Source organism: Ahrensia marina, from assembly GCF_042140245.1.
Taxonomy (GTDB): domain Bacteria; phylum Pseudomonadota; class Alphaproteobacteria; order Rhizobiales; family MH13; genus MH13.
The window spans coordinates 661,269-681,184 of the sequence record NZ_CP159483.1; the positions used below are offsets into that span (position 1 = coordinate 661,269).

The 19,916-nt window shown below is 59.0% G+C and carries 22 protein-coding genes, 1 tRNA gene and 1 pseudogene; 18 read left to right on the forward strand and 6 right to left on the reverse strand.

The features are described from left to right. Positions 1 to 33 precede the first annotated feature (33 nt). The gene (locus ABWH92_RS03215) at positions 34 to 837 is read right to left on the reverse strand and encodes a transporter substrate-binding domain-containing protein (RefSeq protein WP_375572094.1); all 804 of its coding nucleotides are present in this window, start codon (positions 835 to 837) and stop codon (positions 34 to 36) included. A 187-nt stretch (positions 838 to 1,024) separates the two neighbouring features. On the opposite strand from ABWH92_RS03215, the gene ABWH92_RS03220 reads away from it, so the two are divergent. Then, on the forward strand, positions 1,025 to 1,702 hold the full coding sequence (locus ABWH92_RS03220) for a GntR family transcriptional regulator (protein WP_375572096.1): 678 nt from the start codon (positions 1,025 to 1,027) through the stop codon (positions 1,700 to 1,702). Positions 1,703 to 1,969: 267 nt separating this feature from the next. Here ABWH92_RS03220 and ABWH92_RS03225 read toward each other — a convergent pair whose 3' ends face one another. Together ABWH92_RS03225 and ABWH92_RS03230 are read right to left on the reverse strand one after the other, a co-directional pair. After that, on the reverse strand, positions 1,970 to 2,188 hold the full coding sequence (locus ABWH92_RS03225; RefSeq protein WP_375572098.1) for a hypothetical protein: 219 nt from the start codon (positions 2,186 to 2,188) through the stop codon (positions 1,970 to 1,972). A gap of 637 nt (positions 2,189 to 2,825) precedes the next feature. Next, positions 2,826 to 4,280: an aldo/keto reductase gene (locus tag ABWH92_RS03230; RefSeq protein WP_375572100.1), complete on the reverse strand. Its 1,455-nt coding sequence runs from the start codon at positions 4,278 to 4,280 to the stop codon at positions 2,826 to 2,828. A gap of 173 nt (positions 4,281 to 4,453) precedes the next feature. On the opposite strand from ABWH92_RS03230, the gene ABWH92_RS03235 reads away from it, so the two are divergent. The 7 genes from ABWH92_RS03235 to ABWH92_RS03265 are packed head-to-tail and all read left to right on the forward strand — an operon-like array spanning position 4,454 to position 10,558. Continuing rightward, positions 4,454 to 4,828, forward strand: a complete 375-nt coding sequence (locus tag ABWH92_RS03235; RefSeq protein WP_375572101.1) for a TIGR04076 family protein — start codon at positions 4,454 to 4,456, stop codon at positions 4,826 to 4,828. Further along, complete coding sequence (locus ABWH92_RS03240) at positions 4,825 to 5,922, forward strand: aldo/keto reductase (protein ID WP_375572103.1); 1,098 nt, start codon at positions 4,825 to 4,827, stop codon at positions 5,920 to 5,922. The genes ABWH92_RS03235 and ABWH92_RS03240 overlap by 4 nt, the downstream gene beginning before the upstream one ends. After that, positions 5,919 to 6,686, forward strand: a complete 768-nt coding sequence (locus tag ABWH92_RS03245; RefSeq protein WP_375572105.1) for an ABC transporter ATP-binding protein — start codon at positions 5,919 to 5,921, stop codon at positions 6,684 to 6,686. Before ABWH92_RS03240 ends, ABWH92_RS03245 begins: the two co-directional genes overlap by 4 nt. Then, positions 6,683 to 7,405, forward strand: a complete 723-nt coding sequence (locus ABWH92_RS03250) for an ABC transporter ATP-binding protein (protein ID WP_375572107.1) — start codon at positions 6,683 to 6,685, stop codon at positions 7,403 to 7,405. The genes ABWH92_RS03245 and ABWH92_RS03250 overlap by 4 nt, the downstream gene beginning before the upstream one ends. Then, complete coding sequence (locus tag ABWH92_RS03255) at positions 7,402 to 8,316, forward strand: branched-chain amino acid ABC transporter permease (RefSeq protein WP_375572109.1); 915 nt, start codon at positions 7,402 to 7,404, stop codon at positions 8,314 to 8,316. The genes ABWH92_RS03250 and ABWH92_RS03255 overlap by 4 nt, the downstream gene beginning before the upstream one ends. Next, positions 8,313 to 9,287: a branched-chain amino acid ABC transporter permease gene (locus ABWH92_RS03260; RefSeq protein ID WP_375572111.1), complete on the forward strand. Its 975-nt coding sequence runs from the start codon at positions 8,313 to 8,315 to the stop codon at positions 9,285 to 9,287. The genes ABWH92_RS03255 and ABWH92_RS03260 overlap by 4 nt, the downstream gene beginning before the upstream one ends. Positions 9,288 to 9,295: 8 nt before the next feature. Continuing rightward, positions 9,296 to 10,558 carry an ABC transporter substrate-binding protein gene (locus ABWH92_RS03265; RefSeq protein ID WP_375572112.1) on the forward strand — a complete coding sequence of 421 codons (1,263 nt, stop codon included), beginning with the start codon at positions 9,296 to 9,298 and terminating at the stop codon, positions 10,556 to 10,558. Between the two features lie 353 nt (positions 10,559 to 10,911). Here the strand turns inward: ABWH92_RS03265 and ABWH92_RS03270 are convergent, their stop codons facing one another. Next, positions 10,912 to 11,439, reverse strand: coding sequence for a GNAT family N-acetyltransferase (locus ABWH92_RS03270; protein ID WP_375572114.1), 528 nt, complete (start codon positions 11,437 to 11,439; stop codon positions 10,912 to 10,914). A 353-nt stretch (positions 11,440 to 11,792) separates the two neighbouring features. After that, positions 11,793 to 12,395, reverse strand: coding sequence for a TetR/AcrR family transcriptional regulator (locus tag ABWH92_RS03275; protein WP_375572115.1), 603 nt, complete (start codon positions 12,393 to 12,395; stop codon positions 11,793 to 11,795). Between the two features lie 126 nt (positions 12,396 to 12,521). Between ABWH92_RS03275 and ABWH92_RS03280 the strand changes: the two genes are divergently transcribed. The 10 genes and pseudogenes from ABWH92_RS03280 (at position 12,522) to ABWH92_RS03325 (ending at position 19,725) form a co-directional block, all read left to right on the forward strand. Next, on the forward strand, positions 12,522 to 13,226 hold the full coding sequence (locus ABWH92_RS03280; protein WP_375572117.1) for a hypothetical protein: 705 nt from the start codon (positions 12,522 to 12,524) through the stop codon (positions 13,224 to 13,226). A 29-nt stretch (positions 13,227 to 13,255) separates the two neighbouring features. After that, positions 13,256 to 13,846, forward strand: coding sequence for an NAD(P)H-dependent oxidoreductase (locus tag ABWH92_RS03285; protein WP_375572119.1), 591 nt, complete (start codon positions 13,256 to 13,258; stop codon positions 13,844 to 13,846). Between the two features lie 25 nt (positions 13,847 to 13,871). Then, complete coding sequence (locus ABWH92_RS03290; RefSeq protein WP_375572121.1) at positions 13,872 to 14,768, forward strand: SDR family oxidoreductase; 897 nt, start codon at positions 13,872 to 13,874, stop codon at positions 14,766 to 14,768. 159 nt (positions 14,769 to 14,927) lie between these two features. Beyond that, positions 14,928 to 15,622 (forward strand): annotated as a pseudogene (locus ABWH92_RS03295) (alternative oxidase). A gap of 144 nt (positions 15,623 to 15,766) precedes the next feature. Beyond that, entirely contained in the window at positions 15,767 to 16,771 is a 1,005-nt protein-coding gene (locus tag ABWH92_RS03300) for an AraC family transcriptional regulator (RefSeq protein ID WP_375572122.1), read from the forward strand. 120 nt (positions 16,772 to 16,891) lie between these two features. Beyond that, entirely contained in the window at positions 16,892 to 17,179 is a 288-nt protein-coding gene (locus tag ABWH92_RS03305; protein ID WP_375572124.1) for a DUF1330 domain-containing protein, read from the forward strand. A 204-nt stretch (positions 17,180 to 17,383) separates the two neighbouring features. Beyond that, on the forward strand, positions 17,384 to 18,226 hold the full coding sequence (locus tag ABWH92_RS03310) for an NmrA family NAD(P)-binding protein (protein WP_375572126.1): 843 nt from the start codon (positions 17,384 to 17,386) through the stop codon (positions 18,224 to 18,226). Between the two features lie 98 nt (positions 18,227 to 18,324). Beyond that, entirely contained in the window at positions 18,325 to 18,828 is a 504-nt protein-coding gene (locus ABWH92_RS03315; RefSeq protein ID WP_375572127.1) for a DUF1772 domain-containing protein, read from the forward strand. A 97-nt stretch (positions 18,829 to 18,925) separates the two neighbouring features. Continuing rightward, positions 18,926 to 19,195 carry a hypothetical protein gene (locus ABWH92_RS03320; protein ID WP_375572128.1) on the forward strand — a complete coding sequence of 90 codons (270 nt, stop codon included), beginning with the start codon at positions 18,926 to 18,928 and terminating at the stop codon, positions 19,193 to 19,195. 104 nt (positions 19,196 to 19,299) lie between these two features. Further along, complete coding sequence (locus ABWH92_RS03325; RefSeq protein WP_375572129.1) at positions 19,300 to 19,725, forward strand: hypothetical protein; 426 nt, start codon at positions 19,300 to 19,302, stop codon at positions 19,723 to 19,725. Positions 19,726 to 19,787: 62 nt separating this feature from the next. On the opposite strand, the gene ABWH92_RS03330 is transcribed toward ABWH92_RS03325, so the two are convergent. Further along, positions 19,788 to 19,864 (reverse strand) — tRNA-Arg (locus ABWH92_RS03330). Positions 19,865 to 19,916 lie beyond the last annotated feature (52 nt).

Genomic DNA, 19,916 nt, shown 5'->3' on the forward strand with positions numbered 1-19,916 from the left:
TGTAGGAGAGGCCTTCTCAAGAGTGCGGGAAGCTTAGTACATGACGCCTGGGATACGCAGTTCCGGTGCTTCACCACCGACATACTGACCCCAGAGTTCCTGATAGCGACCCGAACGGACCTGATGGGTCACAAACAGGTTGAGATAGTTCAGCCAGCTGACGTCCGTGCGCTCGGCCACGACAGATGTATAGTCGGTCGTCCAGGGCATGCGCGGACCGGCGATCACGGTGTCGTACTGCTGCGTGATCGGCAGGACGGCTGTGTTGGTTGTGATACCGATATCAGCGCGCCCTTGCGCGACCGCCAAGAACACTTCGTTCTCAGACTGATAGCCCTGGTAAAGATCTTCTTCGCCCCACTCAGCAGCAATCTCGAGCCACTCTTGTTCAGGCACCGTGCCAACGGCTGCCGCAACCCGCTTGCCGCGGATGTCTTCAAAGGTCTCGATACCGCTGTCGACACCGACAACGCCCTGCGCGTAGTAAATCGCATACGGGATGGTGAAACCAACCGTGCGTGCACGCTCAAGCGTGTCCGACGTTGCGCCAAAAACAACATCAGCGCGACCGGTCACGATAACCGGCAGACGCTCCGCCCAGGTCAGCGGCATGATCTCGTGCTCGACATCAAGCGCAGCGGCAAGGTCTGCGCAGTAGTCGACATCGAACCCGGCCGGCTCGTTGTTGGCATCGCGAAAACCAATAGGCGGAAAGTCCAGCACAACACCGCAGCGCAGCACGCCGCGATCAATGACATCATCAAGCGTATCTGCAGACGCTGGCGCGGCGGCAAGTGTGATTGCAAATCCTGCGGCCGCCAGTACAAATTTTTTCATTCCCTCAACTCCTTTGTTTTTGACGCTGCCACTTTGTGCGGTCGGCGTTGCTCGACGATAGCATATTGGATACAATCTACAATATGCTATGGTGAAGAAATTGGACGCGCGACAGAAAGGCTTTTAAGCCAGCGCGCCGTAGCGTTCGTGCATCTGGCCATGGACACCAGCCGAGAAAACAAAAACCATGTCGTTGAACTTGAAAACTGTTGATCTAGGCGCTGCGTCGTCCGCTGCCGATGTCATCTTCAACTCTTTGCGCGAGGCGATTGTAGAGGGCACGCTGCGGGATGGAGACCTGCTGCGCCAAGATCAGATCGCGACCATGTTCAATGTGAGCCGCATTCCCGTGCGGGAGGCCTTGGCGCGCCTGGAAGAGCAAGGCCTGGTGACCAACCAACGCTACAAAGGTGCTGTGGTAACGTCGCTGTCGCTGGATGAGATTTCAGAGATGTTCGAATTTCGCGCTTTGCTTGAGGGCGAGATCATCCGCCAAGCGGTTGATGTGATCAGCGACGACACCTTAGCTCAAGCCAAAGACTATGCCGATCAGTTTGCCCGCGTGACCGACAGCAGCCTTTGGGGCAACCTCAACAGACAGTTCCATTACACGCTCTACAAGGACTGCAAGAAACCATACCATTTGCAGGTCGTCTCCAACGCTTTGGACAATGTCAGCCGCTACCTGCGCGCCCAGCTTGTTTTGACGTCAGGCATTGAGCGCGCCCGCAAAGAGCACGCGGGCATTCTTGATGCCGCCATCCATCGCGACAGCCAGGCGGCATCGGAACTCACCCGCGCCCACATTCTTGGCGCCAGTCAATCGCTGATCGAGTTTTTGGAAAGAGACCGGCAAAACGCGTAGGACAGAGCACATTCATCTGACCCGGTTGGCAAACGTCTCAACCGTGTTCAGATGCTCATTTCTAACGGAAAACCTGTCGTTCTCAGCGTTTCCTCAGTGAAATCCGACGGCTTGTTTCGCCAATCTCAGGCCACTTGCAATGGCGCGCTCGGACAGAGAAACCTTGAACGCATAGTTCGAGATTTTTGCCGATTGGCGAGAACGGATGCGTTACATCTTGGCGTTTGGGCCTCTCTCTCAATCCAGCTGCGCACATCTCCCGCTGCATCAAAGCCACTCAAATCCATACCTTCTGTAGAGAAAAGTGTGAGCGATGGCCTGTCGCAGTGATCGGCAGAGGCGCACGCTCTGGAGCGATGCTTCGGATTTCCAGATGCGCCACATCTTTAAATAGTCGAGCTTTAGCGTGATCTCGATTTCAATGTCAGAAACGTCGTCGTGCCACGTCAGCGAGTAGATTTGCGCCTCCATAACAAATGGACGCATTCGAAGCCTGCTTCGATGACCTGCACATCACTGATCGCCATGTCCTCATAATCGATATAAAACCGCAAGTTCTCAGGGATGGATGTCATCTCTTCGTGAGTTGCTCCGCATAGTCGGCAAGAGAGCGATATTCACCGCGATAGTCCTCTTCTTTGGCCGCGTTGGCGGTCTCGATATCGCTTTAGTGCTTGAAGAGTTCCGCGCCTGGCTCGCCATGCTCTGCGATAAGTGCGGCAAGGGCAGCGCCCTAAGCGCGCCAGGGATCAAAGCCCAAAGGGCAGAAACCGGCCTAAAGACAGGTTCGGTTTACGCGAGCCCGTTCGCCTTCAAAAGTCGGGGCGTCGATTTAACAACATGGGTCACTATCAAGAATAGGCCGTCCGAAGCGACTCGCTGCCGACTATGTTGGCGATCGCAATCTCCCTCATAGCAGACATAGGCCGTGTCGCTTTGAAGGTGTAGTGTGGGCTGGAACCGGACACTGGCTGCGAATGTTGCTCGCCAGCGCCTGGCTTGAACCTGTTCAAGGCTTTAGCGATGAGCAGCCCCAAGCCGTTGGTTGCTTTTACCGCGTTTGAATAACCACAGTGACTGTCTGCCACGCCCAAATCATCTCACAGTAAAAGAAAAGCGAAAGCTACGGCCGAACGATGGCCTCAGCGTCGATTTCGACCCGATGCTCCCCGATCAAGCCAGCGACACGATAGAGCGTGTTTGCCGGTTTGATGGAGCCAAACACCCTGCCGTGGGCGCGGGCGATAACCTCCACGTCAGCTTCATCGGTAATGTAGACCCGCGTTCGGGCAATGTCCGCCACCGTTCCACCCAGCGAAGTGACTGCAGCGCTGATCCTGTCGAGAATGTAGGTCGTTTGGGCGGCGGCATCATGCGGCGCGACGGCGCGGTCGGCCCCGGCAACAGCGGTGGTGCCGGAAACCAGAATCCGGTCGCCGATCCGCTGGGCGCGGCAGTAGCCCGCGACGTCTTCCCAGTATGAACCGGTCAGGACCTGCGTCGCGCCTGTGTCGTTGGCCTGCGGTTCGAAGGGTTTCGGCAAGGCATCAAGGTGGTCAGAGAGATCGCCGGACGCGGTCAGGAAGGGCGGCACACGGTACTCATCACCGCAATCGCCGGGAATTGGTTGGGTCGCTTCAAAGGCCTCGTTGAGCGCAATCCTGTCCTCATCATCGAGTTCGAACGAGAAGAGCTGGCTGTTGTTGGCAGTGTGGACCGCCTCGCCGAGTCGTGCGCCGATGATAACGCCGGCGACGCGGCGATGTTCAAGCACCCAGCGCGTCGCCACATTGGAGACGGACACGCCATGCTTGTCGGCGACGGAAGCGGCGGTCTGCAGCACCGTCTGAAACGCGTCCCATCCACCGGCGGTTTGGATGAAGCGGTGGTATTTCATCTTCGACCAGTCGGCGATGTCGGTCGGCTCCGGCAGGCCGAGCCACTTCTCAGACAGGAACCCCCCATTGAGCGTGCCATAGGCGAGGAGCCAGGCGCCGTGCTTTTCGCAAACGTTGGTGAGATCGCCAGCGGCTCGGCGATCCATCAGAGAAAAACTCACCTGATTGGTCAACAGTGGCACGCCATCGGACAGTGCCAAATTGAAATGCGCCGCGTCGAAATTTGTCACGCCTAGTTCGTTGATCAGGCCTTCATCACGCAAGCGGGCGAGTTCGTGCAGTGAATCGAGCCACCCAGGGTGTTCGAAACTCCACCAGTGGAATTGCAGGAGGTCGATCTGCTCAACACCCAACCGCGTAAGCCGTTCCTCAACGCCCGCGCGCACCACATCGGCGGTCATCGGCCCTGGCGCGGGGCACCATTTGGTGAAGGCGAGCGGCCGAGGCGAGCGATCCCGCTCCAGGAGACGCCCAGTGATGACCTCTGCGCTGCCATAGTGGTCGGCCATATCGAAGGTATCGAAGCCTGCATCTGCATAGGCGGAGAGCCAGTCCGCGCCGACCTCAGGGCTGATCCGTTCGCCATCCTTCTCGATATCAGCGACCTGCCATAGCCCGGTCAGCGCACGTGAGATGGTCAGAGTGTCGGAGAGGCGGAAACGGTCGGGTGCGATGGTCATGTGTTAGGGTATCTCTTGCTGGAAAGCGCCGGCAACCAAACTGTTGGAAAGGCTTGCGCCTTCGCTTGACAGGACCGCCGCTTCTTTGGAACGTGCTATTCCATATCCCAAAATGGTCGGCAACACCGAGCGACCTGCGGAGTTTCAGGTTCGGTCGTGCGGAAGGTTGTGTGATGGAAAAGGATGGAGAGCCTGGCTTCTGGCTCTACGATCTGCGTGTCGAAACGGTCCTTGACGGGCGTACGCCCGTCTGTCGGCATATCGAGGGCGAGAGCTTTCAGGTCATCGGCGAGACCCTGGTCTTCGACAAACAGCAGAAAGTGTCGATGTACGCGCTTGCGGCGCTTCTGCCGCTGCTGCCCGCCAAACAGCGGATCACCGATGATGACGACTGGATGAGTACGGACGCAGAATTCGCCTGCCCGGACCCTCATTGTGGTGGGCGGTTCAAGGTCACCCGGACAGCCAAGCGCTGGTTTTCCCATGCCGCAACCACCGGCCTGCCGGACAAACGGTCCACACCCTACTGGCAGGGCGAGACGCCATGAGCGTGGAGACGGCTAACCTTCGACCGGGCCATACCATCTCGCGCGTTATCAAGGGCGGCTGGCAGCTCGCCGGCGACCATGGCGAGGTACGACCCGATGCGGCCATCGCAGATATGGAGGCCTTCCTCGACGCGGGGATCACGACCTTTGACTGCGCGGACATCTACACCGGTGTCGAAGAGATGATCGGCACGTTCATTGCTGATGTCCGTAACCGGCGCGGAGCAGACGTAGCGGATAAGGTGGTGGTTCAAACCAAGCTCGTGCCGGACCTCACACGCCTGGCCAACATTCGTCCTGACGAAGTGGAGGCTATTGTCGATCGTTCACTTCAACGGCTGCAAATCGAGCGTATCCCGCTGGTGCAATTTTACTGGTGGGACATGGGCCTAGGGAACGCTGTTGAAGCGCTCGACGTGCTCAAAGCGTGTCAGGCCAAGGGAAAGATCGCCAATCTGGGCACGACGAATTGGGACACGCCGGTAATGGACCGGTTCTGCGATGCCGGCTTCGATGTGGTGTCCGCGCAGGTGCAATTTTCCGTCCTGGACCGGCGAGCGGCGGGAGCATTCAGCGCTTGGGGGGCACGGCGGGACGTGCAGATTCTCGCTTATGGCACGCTCGCGGGCGGCTTTCTGACGCCTGCCTGGCTGGGAAAACCCGATCCCGGCTTTTCGTTCGAGAACCGCAGCCTCATCAAATACCGCCTAATCATCGACGAGTTCGGGACATGGAACCTGTTCCAGGAGCTTCTGCAGACCCTGCGCTCCATTGGCGACAAACACGGTGTGTCGCTGTCCTCGGTTGCGACTCGCTGGGTGCTCGATCAGCCGCAAGTGGCGGCGGCCATCGTCGGCGCGCGCTACGCCCGCCATCTGCCGAAGACGCTGGACGTGTTTTCGCTCACCCTCGATGATGAGGATCGGCAGGCCATCGCGGGCATTCACGCCCAAGCGAAGGGACCAGGTGGGCCGGTCTACGGTCTGGAGGGCGACCGCACGAGCCGTCACGGCCGGATCATGAAATACAATCTGAACACCAACCCGGCGGACGCTGTGCATGGTGCGGGCACGCCTGAAGTGACGGACGCGTGAACGACAGCATCCTCACACTTACTGGCCTCACCCGCGATTTCGGAGCGTTTCGCGCCGTTGACGGTGTCTCGCTCTTCATTCGGCGCGGCAGCATCACCGGGCTGATCGGCCCCAATGGTGCTGGAAAGACAACGCTGTTCAACATGGTCGCCGGCACCTTGAAGCCAACGAGCGGCACAGTGGCGCTGGATGGCAAGGATGTGACCGGCCGTTCGGCCGAAGCGCTCTTCAGGATGGGGCTTGCGCGGACGTTTCAGATACCGCGCCCCTTCAAGCGCATGAGCGTCATTGACAATCTGCTCCTCGCACCGCCTGCCCAGATCGGCGAGAGCGTGCCTGGGGCCTTGTTCAGGCGTGGGCGGGTCGCTGAGCAGGAGCGTGCTTTACGCGAGAAGGCGCAGGAAATCCTCGAGTTCGTGACGCTCGACCATCTTGCTGAGCATCCGGCGGGTAAGATCTCCGGCGGGCAGATGAAACTGCTTGAGCTTGGCCGCGCCTTGATGGGCGACCCGACTGTGATCCTGCTCGATGAACCAGCGGCGGGGGTGAACCCCACGCTTACGGCGATCCTGATCGACCGCATCGAAGAGCTGAACCGGCGCGGCATGACCTTCGTCATCATCGAGCACGACATGGATTTCGTGATGCGCCATTGTGATCCGGTGATCGCGCTCGCCGAAGGGAAAGTCCTCTTCGAGGGCACGGCGGAGGAGGCGCGCGTGAACCCCGAGCTGCTCGACGCCTATCTCGGAGCGCCTGCATGACGAGCCTAGGTGTAGTGGGCCTCGAAGCCGGCTATGTTCGCGATTTGCCGATCCTGACTGATGTTGATCTGGTGGCTGAGTCTGGCAGGCTGACCACGATCATCGGGCCGAATGGCGCAGGCAAGTCGACCCTCATCAAAGCCATTGCCGGGCTGGTGCCGATCAGCGCCGGTCGCATAGTACTGGGCGAGCAAAGCATCACCGGCTTGCGCCCCGATTTGATGGGCCAGCACAGCCTTGCCTATGTGCCGCAGACCGACAATATCTTCCGCACGCTAACCATTGATGAGAACTTGGCGCTGACGCTGCGAGGCGAGGCCGGAGTGCGTGCTCGGATCACTGAACTGTATGAGCTTTTTCCTGCCCTGCGTGAAAAGCAGCGCGAGAAGGCAGGCGGGCTGTCCGGAGGCCAGCGGCAGATGCTCGCCATGGCCATGGCGCTGACGCGCAAACCCACGGTGATGTTGCTCGACGAACCTTCAGCGGGCCTGTCGCCGAAGATCGCAACCGAGGTACTCGATCTGGTGCGCAGCCTCACCGATCAGGGTGTCACGGTCCTTCTTGTCGAGCAAAACGTGAAGCAGGCGCTGCGCGTCGCTGACCATTGCTACATCCTTGCTGAAGGGCGCAATCAGATCGATGGGCCGGCTGCGGACATCGCCAAGGATCCGGTCGTGGGCGAGATCTATCTCGGCGGCAAGCGAATGAGCGCCGCATGATACAGGCCTTGCTCGACGGCGTGCTTACAGGCGCGATCATCTCGCTTGGGGCCATTGGCCTCACGCTGATCATGCACATGCTGCGCTTTGCCAATTTCTCCTATGCCGAGCTGCTCGCCATCGGTGCCTACGCGTCGCTGGTGTTCGACGGGCTTTTTTCGGCCTTGGTGCCGGTGCTCGATCAGGCCTTTGCGCCACTGACGCTCACCGGCGCATTGGCGCTCGCGATGGTGATCGCGATGCTGGTGACGGGCGTCTCGGCTGTGATCATCGATCGGCTGGTCTTCCGACGCATTCGCCAAAATGCCGATCCATTGTCGATGGTGTTTGCGAGCTTCGGTGTGGCGCTCGTCATCCGTAATGTGATCGTTCTGATCTTCGGCCACCATGCACAGCTTTACAGCCAAGAGATTGCCCGCGCGCATGTGCTGAGCTTCGATCCGCTGATCCTTATCAAGCCCGATCAGGTTTTTGTTCTGTGCCTTGCACTCGTGCTGATGCTGGCTCTGCACCTCATCCTGACGCGCACCACTTTTGGTTTCGCAATCCGGGCAGTGGCTGAGAATCCGACGCTCGCGCAGGTCGCGGGCGTTCGCCTGTCGACCGTTATCGTTGCGGTTTGGATCATTGCCGGCAGCCTGTCCGCCGCGGCAGGCACACTCTACGCACTGACCAATCAGCTTAACCCGCTGATTGGTCACGTGTTCCTTTTGCCGGTGTTTGCAGCGACGATTGTGGGCGGCATTGGCAGTGTCTACGGCGCCGTGCTCGGCGGGTTTATCGTCGGAATCGCATCGGGCCTGGCGCTAATGCTGTTGCCCCCAGGCTACGCGCCGGCGATGCCGTTTCTCATCATCCTCGCGGTGCTGATCCTGCGGCCGCAGGGACTGTTCGGCGAGGATCCGCGATGATCGGACTCGTTTCCTACCTTGCCTTCTTTTTAACGATGGCCGGAATCATGGCCATCATCACGCTCGGGCTTAACCTGCAATGGGGCTACACGGGGCTTTTCAATGGCGGGATCGTCGCTTTCTTCGGCGCTGGCGCGTATGGAACGATGATCCTTGGCAGTGGGGCCGAGCCCGACCAGTTTGGCGGGTTCGACCTGCCATGGCTGGTGGCGATTACCGGCGGTGTTCTTTTTGCTGCTGCGCTTGCCTGGGTCGTCGGCGTCCTGACGCTCCGGCTTAAACATGACTACCTTGCCATCTCCACCTTCGGTGTGGCGGTGGCCCTTGAATCCTTGGTGCGCAACTCGCAGTGGCTGACCGGCGGCGCGCGTGGATTGCGCGGCTTCCCCCGGCCGTTTGAGGATTTGGTTGGCGATACCTTCACCTATGGTCTGGTGTTTCTCGCCATCGTTCTGGTGGTGTTGGCCCTTGTTTGGTGGGGGATCGAGCGGCTTGTACACTCCCCTTTTGGGCGGGCTCTGCGGGCCATTCGCGAAGACGAAACCGCTGCACGGGCTCTGGGTAAGAACCCTGCAAGGTTGCGGCTCTGGTCGTTGGTGATCGGTTCAGCCATCATGGGTGCTGGCGGAGGGCTCTATGTGTCCTACACCGCTTTCATCAGCCCGCAGGATCTTTTGCCAGTGCTCACCTTCCAGGTCTGGGCTATGCTGATCGTCGGCGGCGCCGGCAACAATCGCGGGGCGGTGCTGGGCGCGGTGCTCATCTGGGGCGTCTGGACCCTGTCTGGATTTGCCCTCACGCGGCTCGCCCCGGACTCGATGCAGCTCGATGCTGGTTCCATCCAGTACATTCTCATTGGCACATTGATCGTTACCATGCTTCTGTGGCGTCCTGAGGGGCTTCTGCCGGAGCGGATATCTCAGGAACCAACCAAAACGGCCGACAAGGCCGCGCTTGAAGCGAAACAGTAGGAGAGTTGATGATGAAACGAACGCTTTTAGGGCTGGCTGGTGCGATCGCGCTGACTGTCGGCCTCCAGGTTGCACCGGCGATGGCCCAGGATTGCACGGTCGATGTTGGCACCGTGTACCCCACCTCCGTCGATTGGGGGCAACCCATTGCCCAGACCGCGCTGTGGGTAGGCGATATGATCAATGAAGCTGGCGGCGTCGATGGGTGCGAGGTGAACATGATCTTGCGCGACGACCAGAACGACAGCCGAGTCGGCGTAGACGCGGCGCGCGCGCTGGTCGATCTCGATGGCGTGCAGCTCCTCATCGGTACGGTGTCATCGGGCATTTCTATCCCGATCCTCACCTCGGTGACGGCTCCTGCTGGCGTGATGCAGATGTCATGCTGCTCATCATCGACACGCCTCACCGAAATCGCAGCATCGGGCGAAGCCAATGGTTTGTGGTTCCGCACGTTTGCCACCGCTGACGTTCAGGCGGCCGTCGCCGCGATGCTGGCGCAGGACGCTGGTATTGAAAGCGTGACGGTTCTCTTCAAGAATGATGATTGGGGCCAGGATATCGGCCGCATTGCTGCTGAAGCCTTCGAGGCTGTAGGCATCACGGTGCACGAGTCCATTGCTATCAACGATGCCCAACCGAGCTACCGCGCCGAAGCAACCCAGGCACTACGCGATCAACCCGAAGCGCTATATCTCGCGCTTTACCCCACCGAAGGCATTTCGTTCGTGCGTGAGTGGATCGGTCTTGGCGGCACCTCGACGATGATCGGTGCGAATTCATTGAAGTCGGACGATTTCCGCGCTGCGGTCGGGCTTGATAATCTCACCGCGTTCGTCGGCACCGATACATCGAGCCCTCGGGTGGCAAGCGCGGATGCTTTCGTGGACGCCTACACCGCCCAGTTCGAAGGCCCGCCGAGCGGACCGGGCCTGGCCAACTCGTTTGATGCAGCCGCGATCGCGCTGCTTGCCTATCACGCTGCCGGAAGAGACGCGACAGGCGCGGACATTGCGGCCCAAGTGACGGCCGTGACCGATCCTGAGGGCGAAGCGATCCCCGCCACGGTTGAGGGCTTTGCCCGTGCCATGGAAGTGCTGTCCGAAGGCGGTACGGTTTCCTATCAGGGTGCGACGGGTGCGGTGACGTTCGACGCGAACGGCAATGTGTCGGCTCCCGCCGTCTCCTGGGTTTTTGCGGAAGCGGGCCCATCTGAGGAGCGCTACATCTCGCTCGAAGAAGTCGCAGCGTTTATGGCGTCGATGAACTGAGTTTGTTGAACTTAGTCCCGGCCCACTGGAAGGGCCGGGGCCGATTGTCTTGAACCAGGCTGGCACCCGACGGCTAGATGACGATCTCAGACACTCCCAGGGCTGCCTTCATATTGGCCAAACCACCAGCGAAGAGTATGCATCGAGCGGTAGCGCAATCACGGCGATAAATGAGAGGCTTGCCGCTGGGATAACGCTCTCCCGCGAAGATGCGATGGTTTGATCTCATCGACCAGACTGTGCCAGCGCAATGGGTTTTGTGCTGCCACTATGGGCCGAATTTTGAATGGCAACTCTGAGCCCAGAGTTACAGATAATGCACCATGAATGAGCGACAGCTTTATGGAAGTGGCTTAAGCAAAATCCCACGCCATTAAAATGTTGTCTGAACGCCATAGAGGCCCCGGATCGATGAAACTTCCTAGTTCCACACCACCCATTTTTCGGTAGAACTCCCGTGCCCGTTCGTTCTGTCGCACAACGGCGAGTCCCAAACCCCGGACACCAGCTTTGTTGCTTTCATCAATAGCATTATGCAAAAGGCGTTTTCCGATGCCGTGGCCCTGCGCACGAAGTGAAACATAGAGGTGCTCAATCTCAGCCCGACCCTCGAAGGCCGGGTGATCTGACATTCCTATGCTGACAACACCGAGAATGGATTCAGCGCCCATTGAAACCCAAACACCTCGCCCGGGCTCGGTTATGGCCAAAGCACCGTTCCAGTAAGGTCGTCGCTTTTTTTCATCCAGAAGTTCGAAAGCCGCCTTCGGCGCATAATCGCGATACGTCGCTCTCCAAACATCGACATGAAGTTTGGCGAGTGCTGTAGCTTCATCGGTATGCCCCCGGCGAACCGAAATGTGCTTACCGGTCTCTTGCATCTTCCCCGCTAGCCTTGTTTTTAAGTGTATTCAGGGTGGGCTTACATCTGTGGATAGCCGCGGTTACAGCTTCGCCTTGGTCCAGCTTTAGTCCATCGTGAACCTCTGGATACGCACCTTTGGACTGAGCGCGTTGCTGCTCAAATGTGGGCCTCGCAAAGCACGCTCTTAGTAACATGCCGCCCATCACGGGCAAGAAGCGCCAGAAACGTACTTTTTTGGACACTCCAACAACGGCCGTTTTTAGCCAAGTTGCTGACTTGCTGGATATGCACGCTTTGCGACCAATTACAGAAATGCCGAACCCAATAAGGTTCGCCGCTGGTCCTCAACCCAACGAGTGAGCGGGAAGGTTATTGGCTGTGGAGTCTTGACCCTTCTGCAATCATACAAAGCATCTGCTTACGCATCTTGGCGTAGCGCGCCTTTGACAGGCCGAAAAGACCGCGGTGCAGGATCATGCCGTCGATGGTGCTGGCGAGCATGCGGCCAAACAGCTTGGTATCGATGTCCCGGCGTATTTCACCCTGTTCCTGTAGATTGCTGAGGCACTTAGAGTAGTGCACGCCTAGCCGCTCGAAGAAGGCTGCGACTTTTTGGCTGAAGCTCTCTGAGGCAAAGCTTGGGCCGAACACCTCAAAGAACACCGGGATGAATTTCGCGTGCTCGTCGGGCACATTCATTGTTGCGTCTAGGGAAGCCGTGAACGTCTCAAGAGTATCGGGCATGGCAGCGTCCATGAAGGCGGTCTCCAGGCCAGCAAAGTGCCGCTCTATCATAGCCTCTGTCATCGCCTCCTTGTTCTTGAAATACAGATAGAGCGTGCCTTTGCCGAGGCCGGCCGTTTTAGCGACATCGGCGATGGTGGCGGCGTGATAGCCGCGCGCGGTGAATACCTGCATCGCGGCATCGAGTATCCCGCTTTGCATCTCTTCTCGATCGACAATCTTGGGCATGCGCGTTCCTGGTTGACTACTTTTCTAACGTCGTAGGCTTTTTTTGACTGGACGTCCAGTCATACTCTTTATATATGACTGACCGTTCGGTCATATATAATAGGCTCTAATGAAAGGAACCAAGCCATGACCTTCACCACCGATACATCCCAAGCTCGAACTCTCGTACAAGGCCCACAAACCGCGCGCACAGCCGACGCGATGGGAGCGAGTACTGTGACCTGGCATTACGAAGGTCACACCGATGGGCTGGTCGGAACAGGTGCAACAAACGCCGAACGGCTCATGGGTTACGGCACGGCGCTTTTACTGACGACGATCATTGTCGGCGCGGACATGATGCGTGGCAGCTCGTTGGCCGCCACATGGTGGCAGATCGGCATCCTCGCCTTCTTTGCCTATGATATCGCCGGTGGCGCGGTTGCTAACATGCTCAACTCCTGCAAGCGGCTTTACCATTCATCGCGTAAGCCAACAGAAGGCCCACTACTGGCCGCTTTGAAGGACGCTCGCGTTTTCACCGGCATCCATGTCCACCCGATCATTATCGCAGCAACGCTGGGTGGATCATTGTCCAACTCAGTGATTTGGTACCTGGCGCTTCAAGTGGCCGTCTGGCTGACCCTTGCGGCTCCGCTCTATCTGCGCCGCGCCGCGGCCACCGCGCTCGTGATGGTGGCGATCCTCGTCCATCAGATCTGGTTGCCGCTGGGAACCGGCCTTGAATGGGTCATCCCCGCCCTCTTCATAAAAATGGTCCTGGGCCACGCCGTCCAAGAAGAGCCCTATGCCGCGGCAACGCAGATGGTCGTCGCTCAAGTAGCTCGCTGACCCAGACGCTCCGAAGGAAAGCGAAGACGATGACCAAGCGCATCTTCATCATCAATGGTCACCCCGGCACGGCGTCGATTTCTAAAGACCTCACCGAGCGTTACGCGGATGCGGCCACGAGGGCCGGACACCAGGTCCGTATAGCGCACCTGCCCGACCTGCGCTTCGACAGCGACTTTGGCGAGGGTGGTTATCAAGCTACCAAGCCGCTTGAACCTGCGCTCGAGCAGTTCCTCGACGACCTTCACTGGTCGGAGCATGTGGTGCTTGCCGCGCCAATGTGGTGGGGCGGCTTGCCAGCCAAGCTGAAGGGGCTGTTCGATCGTATCCTTCTGCCAGGTCGCACGTTCTCAACGCGCGGCAAGACCTGGCTGGGCTTCCCTCAGCCAATGCTGGCCGGGCGCACGGGGCGCTTCATTCTGACGTCCGACACGCCTGGCCTCTACATGCATTGTCTGTATGGCAATGCCCTGTTTCGGCAGGTCCGCTCTCAGATCTTCAGCTTTGTCGGCATCTCACCGACGAAGATCACGCACCTGATCGGCGCAAGCCACCCCAAACTCAAAACCCTCGACCGCTGGTTCAGGCGCATGGAGCGTCTGGGCACCCTTGGCGCGTAACGCACACATTGAAAGGAACAGACAAATGCAAACCGTCTTCATCGCCGGCGCCACCGGCTATCTCGGCCGCCATCTTGTCAAAGAGTACGCCCAGCGCGGCTGGCATGCGCGGGCGCTTGTCCGCAACGCTGAGAGCGCAACAGCATCAGGCCTGGGTGCGCATGATTATGTGACCGCCGAAGCAACACAGCCTGATACGCTGAAAGGGTGCATGGAGGGCGCTGATCTGGTGATTTCTGCCTTGGGTATCACCCGCCAGAAGGATGGGCTCACCTACCGCGCTGTAGACTATCAAGCGAACCTCAACCTGCTCCGGGAAGCCGAACGAGCCAAGGTCAAGCGCTTCGCCTATGTTCATGTGCTGGGTGCCCGCCAAATGATGGGCGTCCCGTTGGTGCAGGCGAAGCAAGCCTTTGTCGATCAGCTTGAGTGCTCGCCAATTCCTTCAACCATCATCGCACCGTCGGGCTACTTCTCCGATATGGCCGAGATCCTAAACAGCGCCAAAGCGAGGCGGGCTTGGGTGTTCGGCTATGGGTCCAAGCGCCTCAACCCGATCCATGGTGCTGACCTCGCCACAGCAGCCGCTGATGCGATTGAGCGCGGAGAAGCCTGGCTCGATGTGGGTGGCCCTGACACCTTCACACAGGCTGAGCTCGCACAGCTAGCCTTTGAAGTCCTCGGGACGCCTGCCAAGATTTGCCATGTGCCAGACTGGATACGCAAAGCAGCGATCGCGGTGCTGCCACACGTCACTCCGATCCATGTGCATGGACCAGCCCAGTTCTTCCTAACCGCGTTGGGGATCGACATGGTAGGCGAGGCGTACGGCAAGCACCGCCTCGGAGATCACTTTTGCACGCTTTCCACTGGTATCGGCGAAAGCACGGCACGGGCCGAGCCAAGCGGCGCTGCTGCCTAACGCGGGGATGGACCAAAACGTCGCGCGCTGCGGCATACGGCGCACCTGCCCCTTCGCTCTGACCCTCTTCCTAACCATGTTCGGTCGTGAGTGTTTTTCGGGTTTTAAGAGGAGTTCGAAGCCGTGTTTACGCGCAAAGCCAACATTCCTGATCGCGCCGTGGAACACCGTGAACCACAAAACTTCGGCGATCGTTTCGCCTACTGTCTCGTTAAGTTCATGCGGATGTTTGCCGATGCCTTCTTCCGTAAGCGCTACGGTCAGCGGGCCGTAGTGTTGGAAATGGTGGCAGCCGTCCCCGCATGGTCGGTGGCCTGCTACAGCACCTCAAATCGATTTGGCATATCCGGGACGATGAAGGCTGAATTGCTTGACGAAGCAGAAAACGAGCGCATGCACCTGATGACGTTTGTCAACATCGCACAGCCTTCCGTGTTTGAGCGCATTCTTAATTTGGTCGCACAGGGGGTCCTCTTCAACCTGCACTTCCTGCTCTACCTCTTCGCGCTGAAGACTGCGCACAGGGTCGTTGGCTATCTCGAGGAAGAAGCGGTCGTCAGCTACACCCAGTACCTTGCAGTCATCAACGAAAGGAGCTCGAGAACGTCCCCGCCTCACAGATCGCCACTGATTACTGGAAGCTCGAACCGGACGCCCAACTACGAGATGTCGTTAAGGTTGTCCGCAAGGATGAAGCCGGCCACCGCGACTGCAACCACGGGATGGCCGACGCGCTGACCGCTGACGGTGGCTTCGTTGACGCCCAATCCAACACAGGAGTTGGTTTGACAAACCAAAGCTCAAGCGTCTGGTACGAGTGGGCGTATTCCTCGCGTACTCCTTGGGCTGTCTGACGTGGTTATAGTCTTCAACGCCGCCAGCCTTTGTCTTTTCAGATTTGCGTTCACAGAGCCATTCGAACGACTGCGTGTGAATGTACCCGCCAAGTGGAAGCCATCGAGGCTTTACGTTGGGTTAGCTGACGATAAGCTAGCCTGATGGGCTCGGTAACATCTCTCTTCGTTCGCAAAATGGTCGCCGGTGCGGAACCCGGCATTGATGGGGCGGCCTATCTAAGGTCTGTCGGCATCGATCCCGACGGCCAATGGGATCCCAAGCAGATGATAAGCGACGAGGCTTATTACGACCTGCTTGAGAGGATGGGCGAAGAGATCGACATCACCGATCTGCCGCTGCGGGTCGGCGATTCCATGCGCTGCGACGAGTATGGTGCCCTAGGCCTGGCCTGGAAGGCCGCACCGACGCTTCGCGGATCCTACATGCGGGTAGAACGGTTTGCCCGCATTTGGACCAGCATCGTCGCCTATGAAATTGAGCCGCGGGATGGCGGCATCTTATGGATCGAACATCGCGCCGGGGAACGGCGGCTGGGCATGCGCTTGTCCGTCGAGGCCGACATGGCAAGTGCGGTCTCTATAAGCTGCCAGGTTTCGCCAGTGCCGTTTCAGCCCGATGCGGTCTACTTCAAGCACAAGGCGCCAGCAACGCTTCAGCATCATGAGGCCTATTTCGGCTGCCCAGTGCACTTTAACTGCGAGCATGATGCCTTGCTCATTTCCAACGAGGCGCTCGATCAGCCCAACAAGCTGGGCGATGAAGGCATCACGCAGTTCCTGATGCCTCATCTTGAGGGCGAGCTGAAGGGCCTTCGTGATGAACCCTCCCTCGGTGATCGAACCAAAGAGGCCATCGCCAAGGCGCTCAGCGAAGGTCCGCCGAAGATGGAGGACATTGCCCGCGGGCTCGGGTTCAGCGCGCGGTCGTTTCACCGCCGCCTGGCCGATCACGGCTTGTCCTTTCAAATGCTGGCTGAAGAGACCCGCCGCGAGCTGGCCGAGGGTCTGTTGCGCGACCAGCAATACTCGTTGGCCGACATCGCCTTCCTGACAGGGTTCTCGGAGCAAAGCTCCTTCACTCGCGCGTTCAAGCGCTGGGTCGGCCACACACCTGCGAGCTATCGCAAGACCGCTGCCGGTCTTTAGAGGTCGCCGCTGTTTGGCGACGAGGGTCAAAAGCCTGGCGAGGACGGTCAAGCTTCCGCGCTGTGGGAATGCGAATTGGGTCTTGCACTTGAAACGCACAGCTCAATCAGGAGACCCAACATGACCGTTTATCTCATCGCTAACATTACCATCCGGGATGCTGAAAAGATGGAGGCCTATGCGGCCGCTGCTGGCCCCACGCTCGACATTTATGACGGCGAGTTCATCATGCACGCCAACCACACAGAAACCCTGCTGGGCGAGTGGTCCGTTCCAGGCGTGGCCATGGTTCGCTTCCCGAGCGTCGATGCCGCCCGCACCTGGTACCGCTCGCCCGAATATCAGGCCCTGAAGGACATGCGGTCCTCTGCTGCCGACATGGATTTTGCGCTGTTTGAAGCGGCTTGAGCGGCCAGCACCCAAACCACAGCTAGTCCCAAACAAAGGGCGGTGCCGGTTCATCCGGCGCCGCCCTTTTTGTCGTCTGATGGCCCTACCAGCTCTGGCCGATCAGGTTGGCAACAACGGTCAAAACGCTGGCTGAACAGGTCAATACCGTCGTCGGCAGGCTGGCTACTTCCTTGGGTGTCTTACAAACCAAGGAGAACTTCCATGATCACCCAGATATCCGACACCCAACCCATCCTCGTCATCGGCGCCAACGGCAAAACCGGATCGCGCGTTGCCGCCCAGCTTGAAGCGCTGGGTCTGCCCGTTCATCGCGGCTCGCGCAGTGCGGACATTCCCTTTGACTGGGAAAACCCAGAAACCTGGGCGCCGGCTCTTGAAGGCGTAGCCTCGGCCTATGTCACCTACTTCCCGGATCTTGCGTTCCCCGGCGCGGTTGAAAAGCTGGAAGCGCTGACCCAGACGGCCAAAGAAGTTGGCCTGAAGAAGATCGTCCTTCTGTCGGGCCGTGGCGAGTACCATGCCGGCCGCGGCGAGGACGTCATCAAAGCCTCCGGCATCCCCTTCACGGTCGTGCGTGCGGCCTGGTTCGCCCAGAACTTTTCCGAAGGCTATCTGCGCGACCCGATCCTGGGCGGTGTCTTGCCCATGCCGGGCGGCAACATGGTCGAGCCCATCATCGATACCGATGACATTGCCGATGTCGTGGTGGCCGCACTGACAGACGACCGCCACCTTGGCGAAGTCTATGAGGTGACGGGTCCAGAGCTTCTGACCTTCGCCGATATGGCCGGCATTCTGTCCGCCGAGCTAGGCCGCCCCATCCAGCACCTGCCCATCTCGTTTGACGACTTCCACGCCAACGTCGCGCAGTCCGGCGGCAGCTTTGTTGCCGATGTCTTCACGGCCATTGCCCGTGAGACACTGGATGGCCGCAACGCGCACCTCGCCAATGGCGTTCAGCGCGCTCTGGGCCGTCAGCCACGCAGCTTTGCTGAGTATGCCCGCAAGGCTGCCCAATCCGGCGCCTGGACGGTCGCTGCCTAACGGCTCGCGTCTCCCCTCACACACCAACCATCACGGAAAGGTCCGGGAGGCTCCCGCCTCCCGCGACCCCTCTCTCAAACCTCAAAAGGACCACTCTCATGTCGATCGCCTTCTCACTGTTTCTGCAACTTTCCATCCTCGCTTACGCCCTTGTCGCGGGCGTGTTCCTCGCTTTCTCCGACTTCATCATGCGCTCGCTGGCGCTCACCGGCGGTGTCGGTGGTGTGGAGGCCATGCAGGTCATCAACCGCGAAGTCTTCCGCTGGGTGTTCATGGCGCTCTTCCTCGGCATGGCCGCCCTGTCACTGCTGATCGCCGGCTATGCCTGGGTGAACCTTGATAGCCCGGCAGGCACGATGATCATGCTCGGCGCGCTGGTTTATCTGTTCGGCTGCTTCGGCGTGACCGTTGGCTTCAACGTGCCGATGAACCAGGCGCTGGCGAACATGGAACTCGCCTCGGAGGTTACGCGGACCTACTGGCTGGAAACCTATGTGCCGCGCTGGACGTTCTGGAACTCCGTGCGCTCCGGCGCTGCCGCCCTTGCCTCCGCGCTTTTGATGTTCGGCCTGCTTTGGCTGACCCAGGGCCAGCACCAGTAAACCCGGTCACTCACCAACGCGACAGCGGGGCATGGCGACATGCCCCGCCGCTTTTCCACCCCCACAGCGCCGCGCGTCAAAGGAAAGGAGCCGAGCCATGAACGCCCTGGAAAAGATCAACATGGCCATCCTTCTGGCCACCATTTCCTACGTCATCGCCATCGATAAAGTGCTGGCCGGTTTCAGCGACCTGCCCACCCAGATGCGCTGGTTCATCACCTTCCTGACAAGCGTTGGCCTGTTCCGCATCCTCATCGTTCTGGTCTACTGGGTGATCACCAGCTCCAGTGCGCTCTTGGCGCTCTATCATCGCGGCCGTTTTCTGAAGGGCCTTTGGACCTGTGCCTATGAGGTTGATGGCAAGTAGCATGTCGGCATCTGGCGGGTGTCGCAGGATTCAGCGTTCATCTCCATCACGGGCTACGGATTTGATGGGCACGACCTGATGATCTGGAAGAGGGCTTCGCCGCGATGCTCAAGCAGCTCTCGCCGACCAAAAGCCTCTTTGTCGTGGTCAAAGACATACTGTGCAATGCCTGGGGCCAGCGAATTGCACAAGCCTGTGAAATGCGTCAGGCGCTGAAGCAAAGCGCGAAGAAGATTGACGAGCAAATCGATCTATTGCTCGGCCGCATCGTGGAGTCCACCAGCACGGCCACGGTTGCTGCCCATGAGCGTAAGATCGAGCGGCTTGAAAAGGAGCGGCTTTTTGCTGGCCGAAAAGTTGGAAAAACAGACCCATCCAAAGGCGACCTCCGAGCAGATGCTGGAACTCTGCCTGACCTTCCTCGCAAGCCCCCGCAAAGTATGGGCTTCAGGCGATCTAACCTTGAAGAAAACAGTGCTGAGATTGGTGTTTTGCGAGCCTTTGGCCTATTCCCGAAACAACGGTTATAGAACGCCAAAAACCACTTTGCTCTTCAAGGTTTTAGGAGATATTTGCACTCCAGAGTGCAAAATGGCGCACCCGAGAGGATTCGAACCTCTGACCTCTGCCTTCGGAGGGCAGCGCTCTATCCAGCTGAGCTACGGGTGCAGCGGAATCGTATTTAGCTGATCCTCCAAAGGCGTTCAACAGCGCTGGCAAT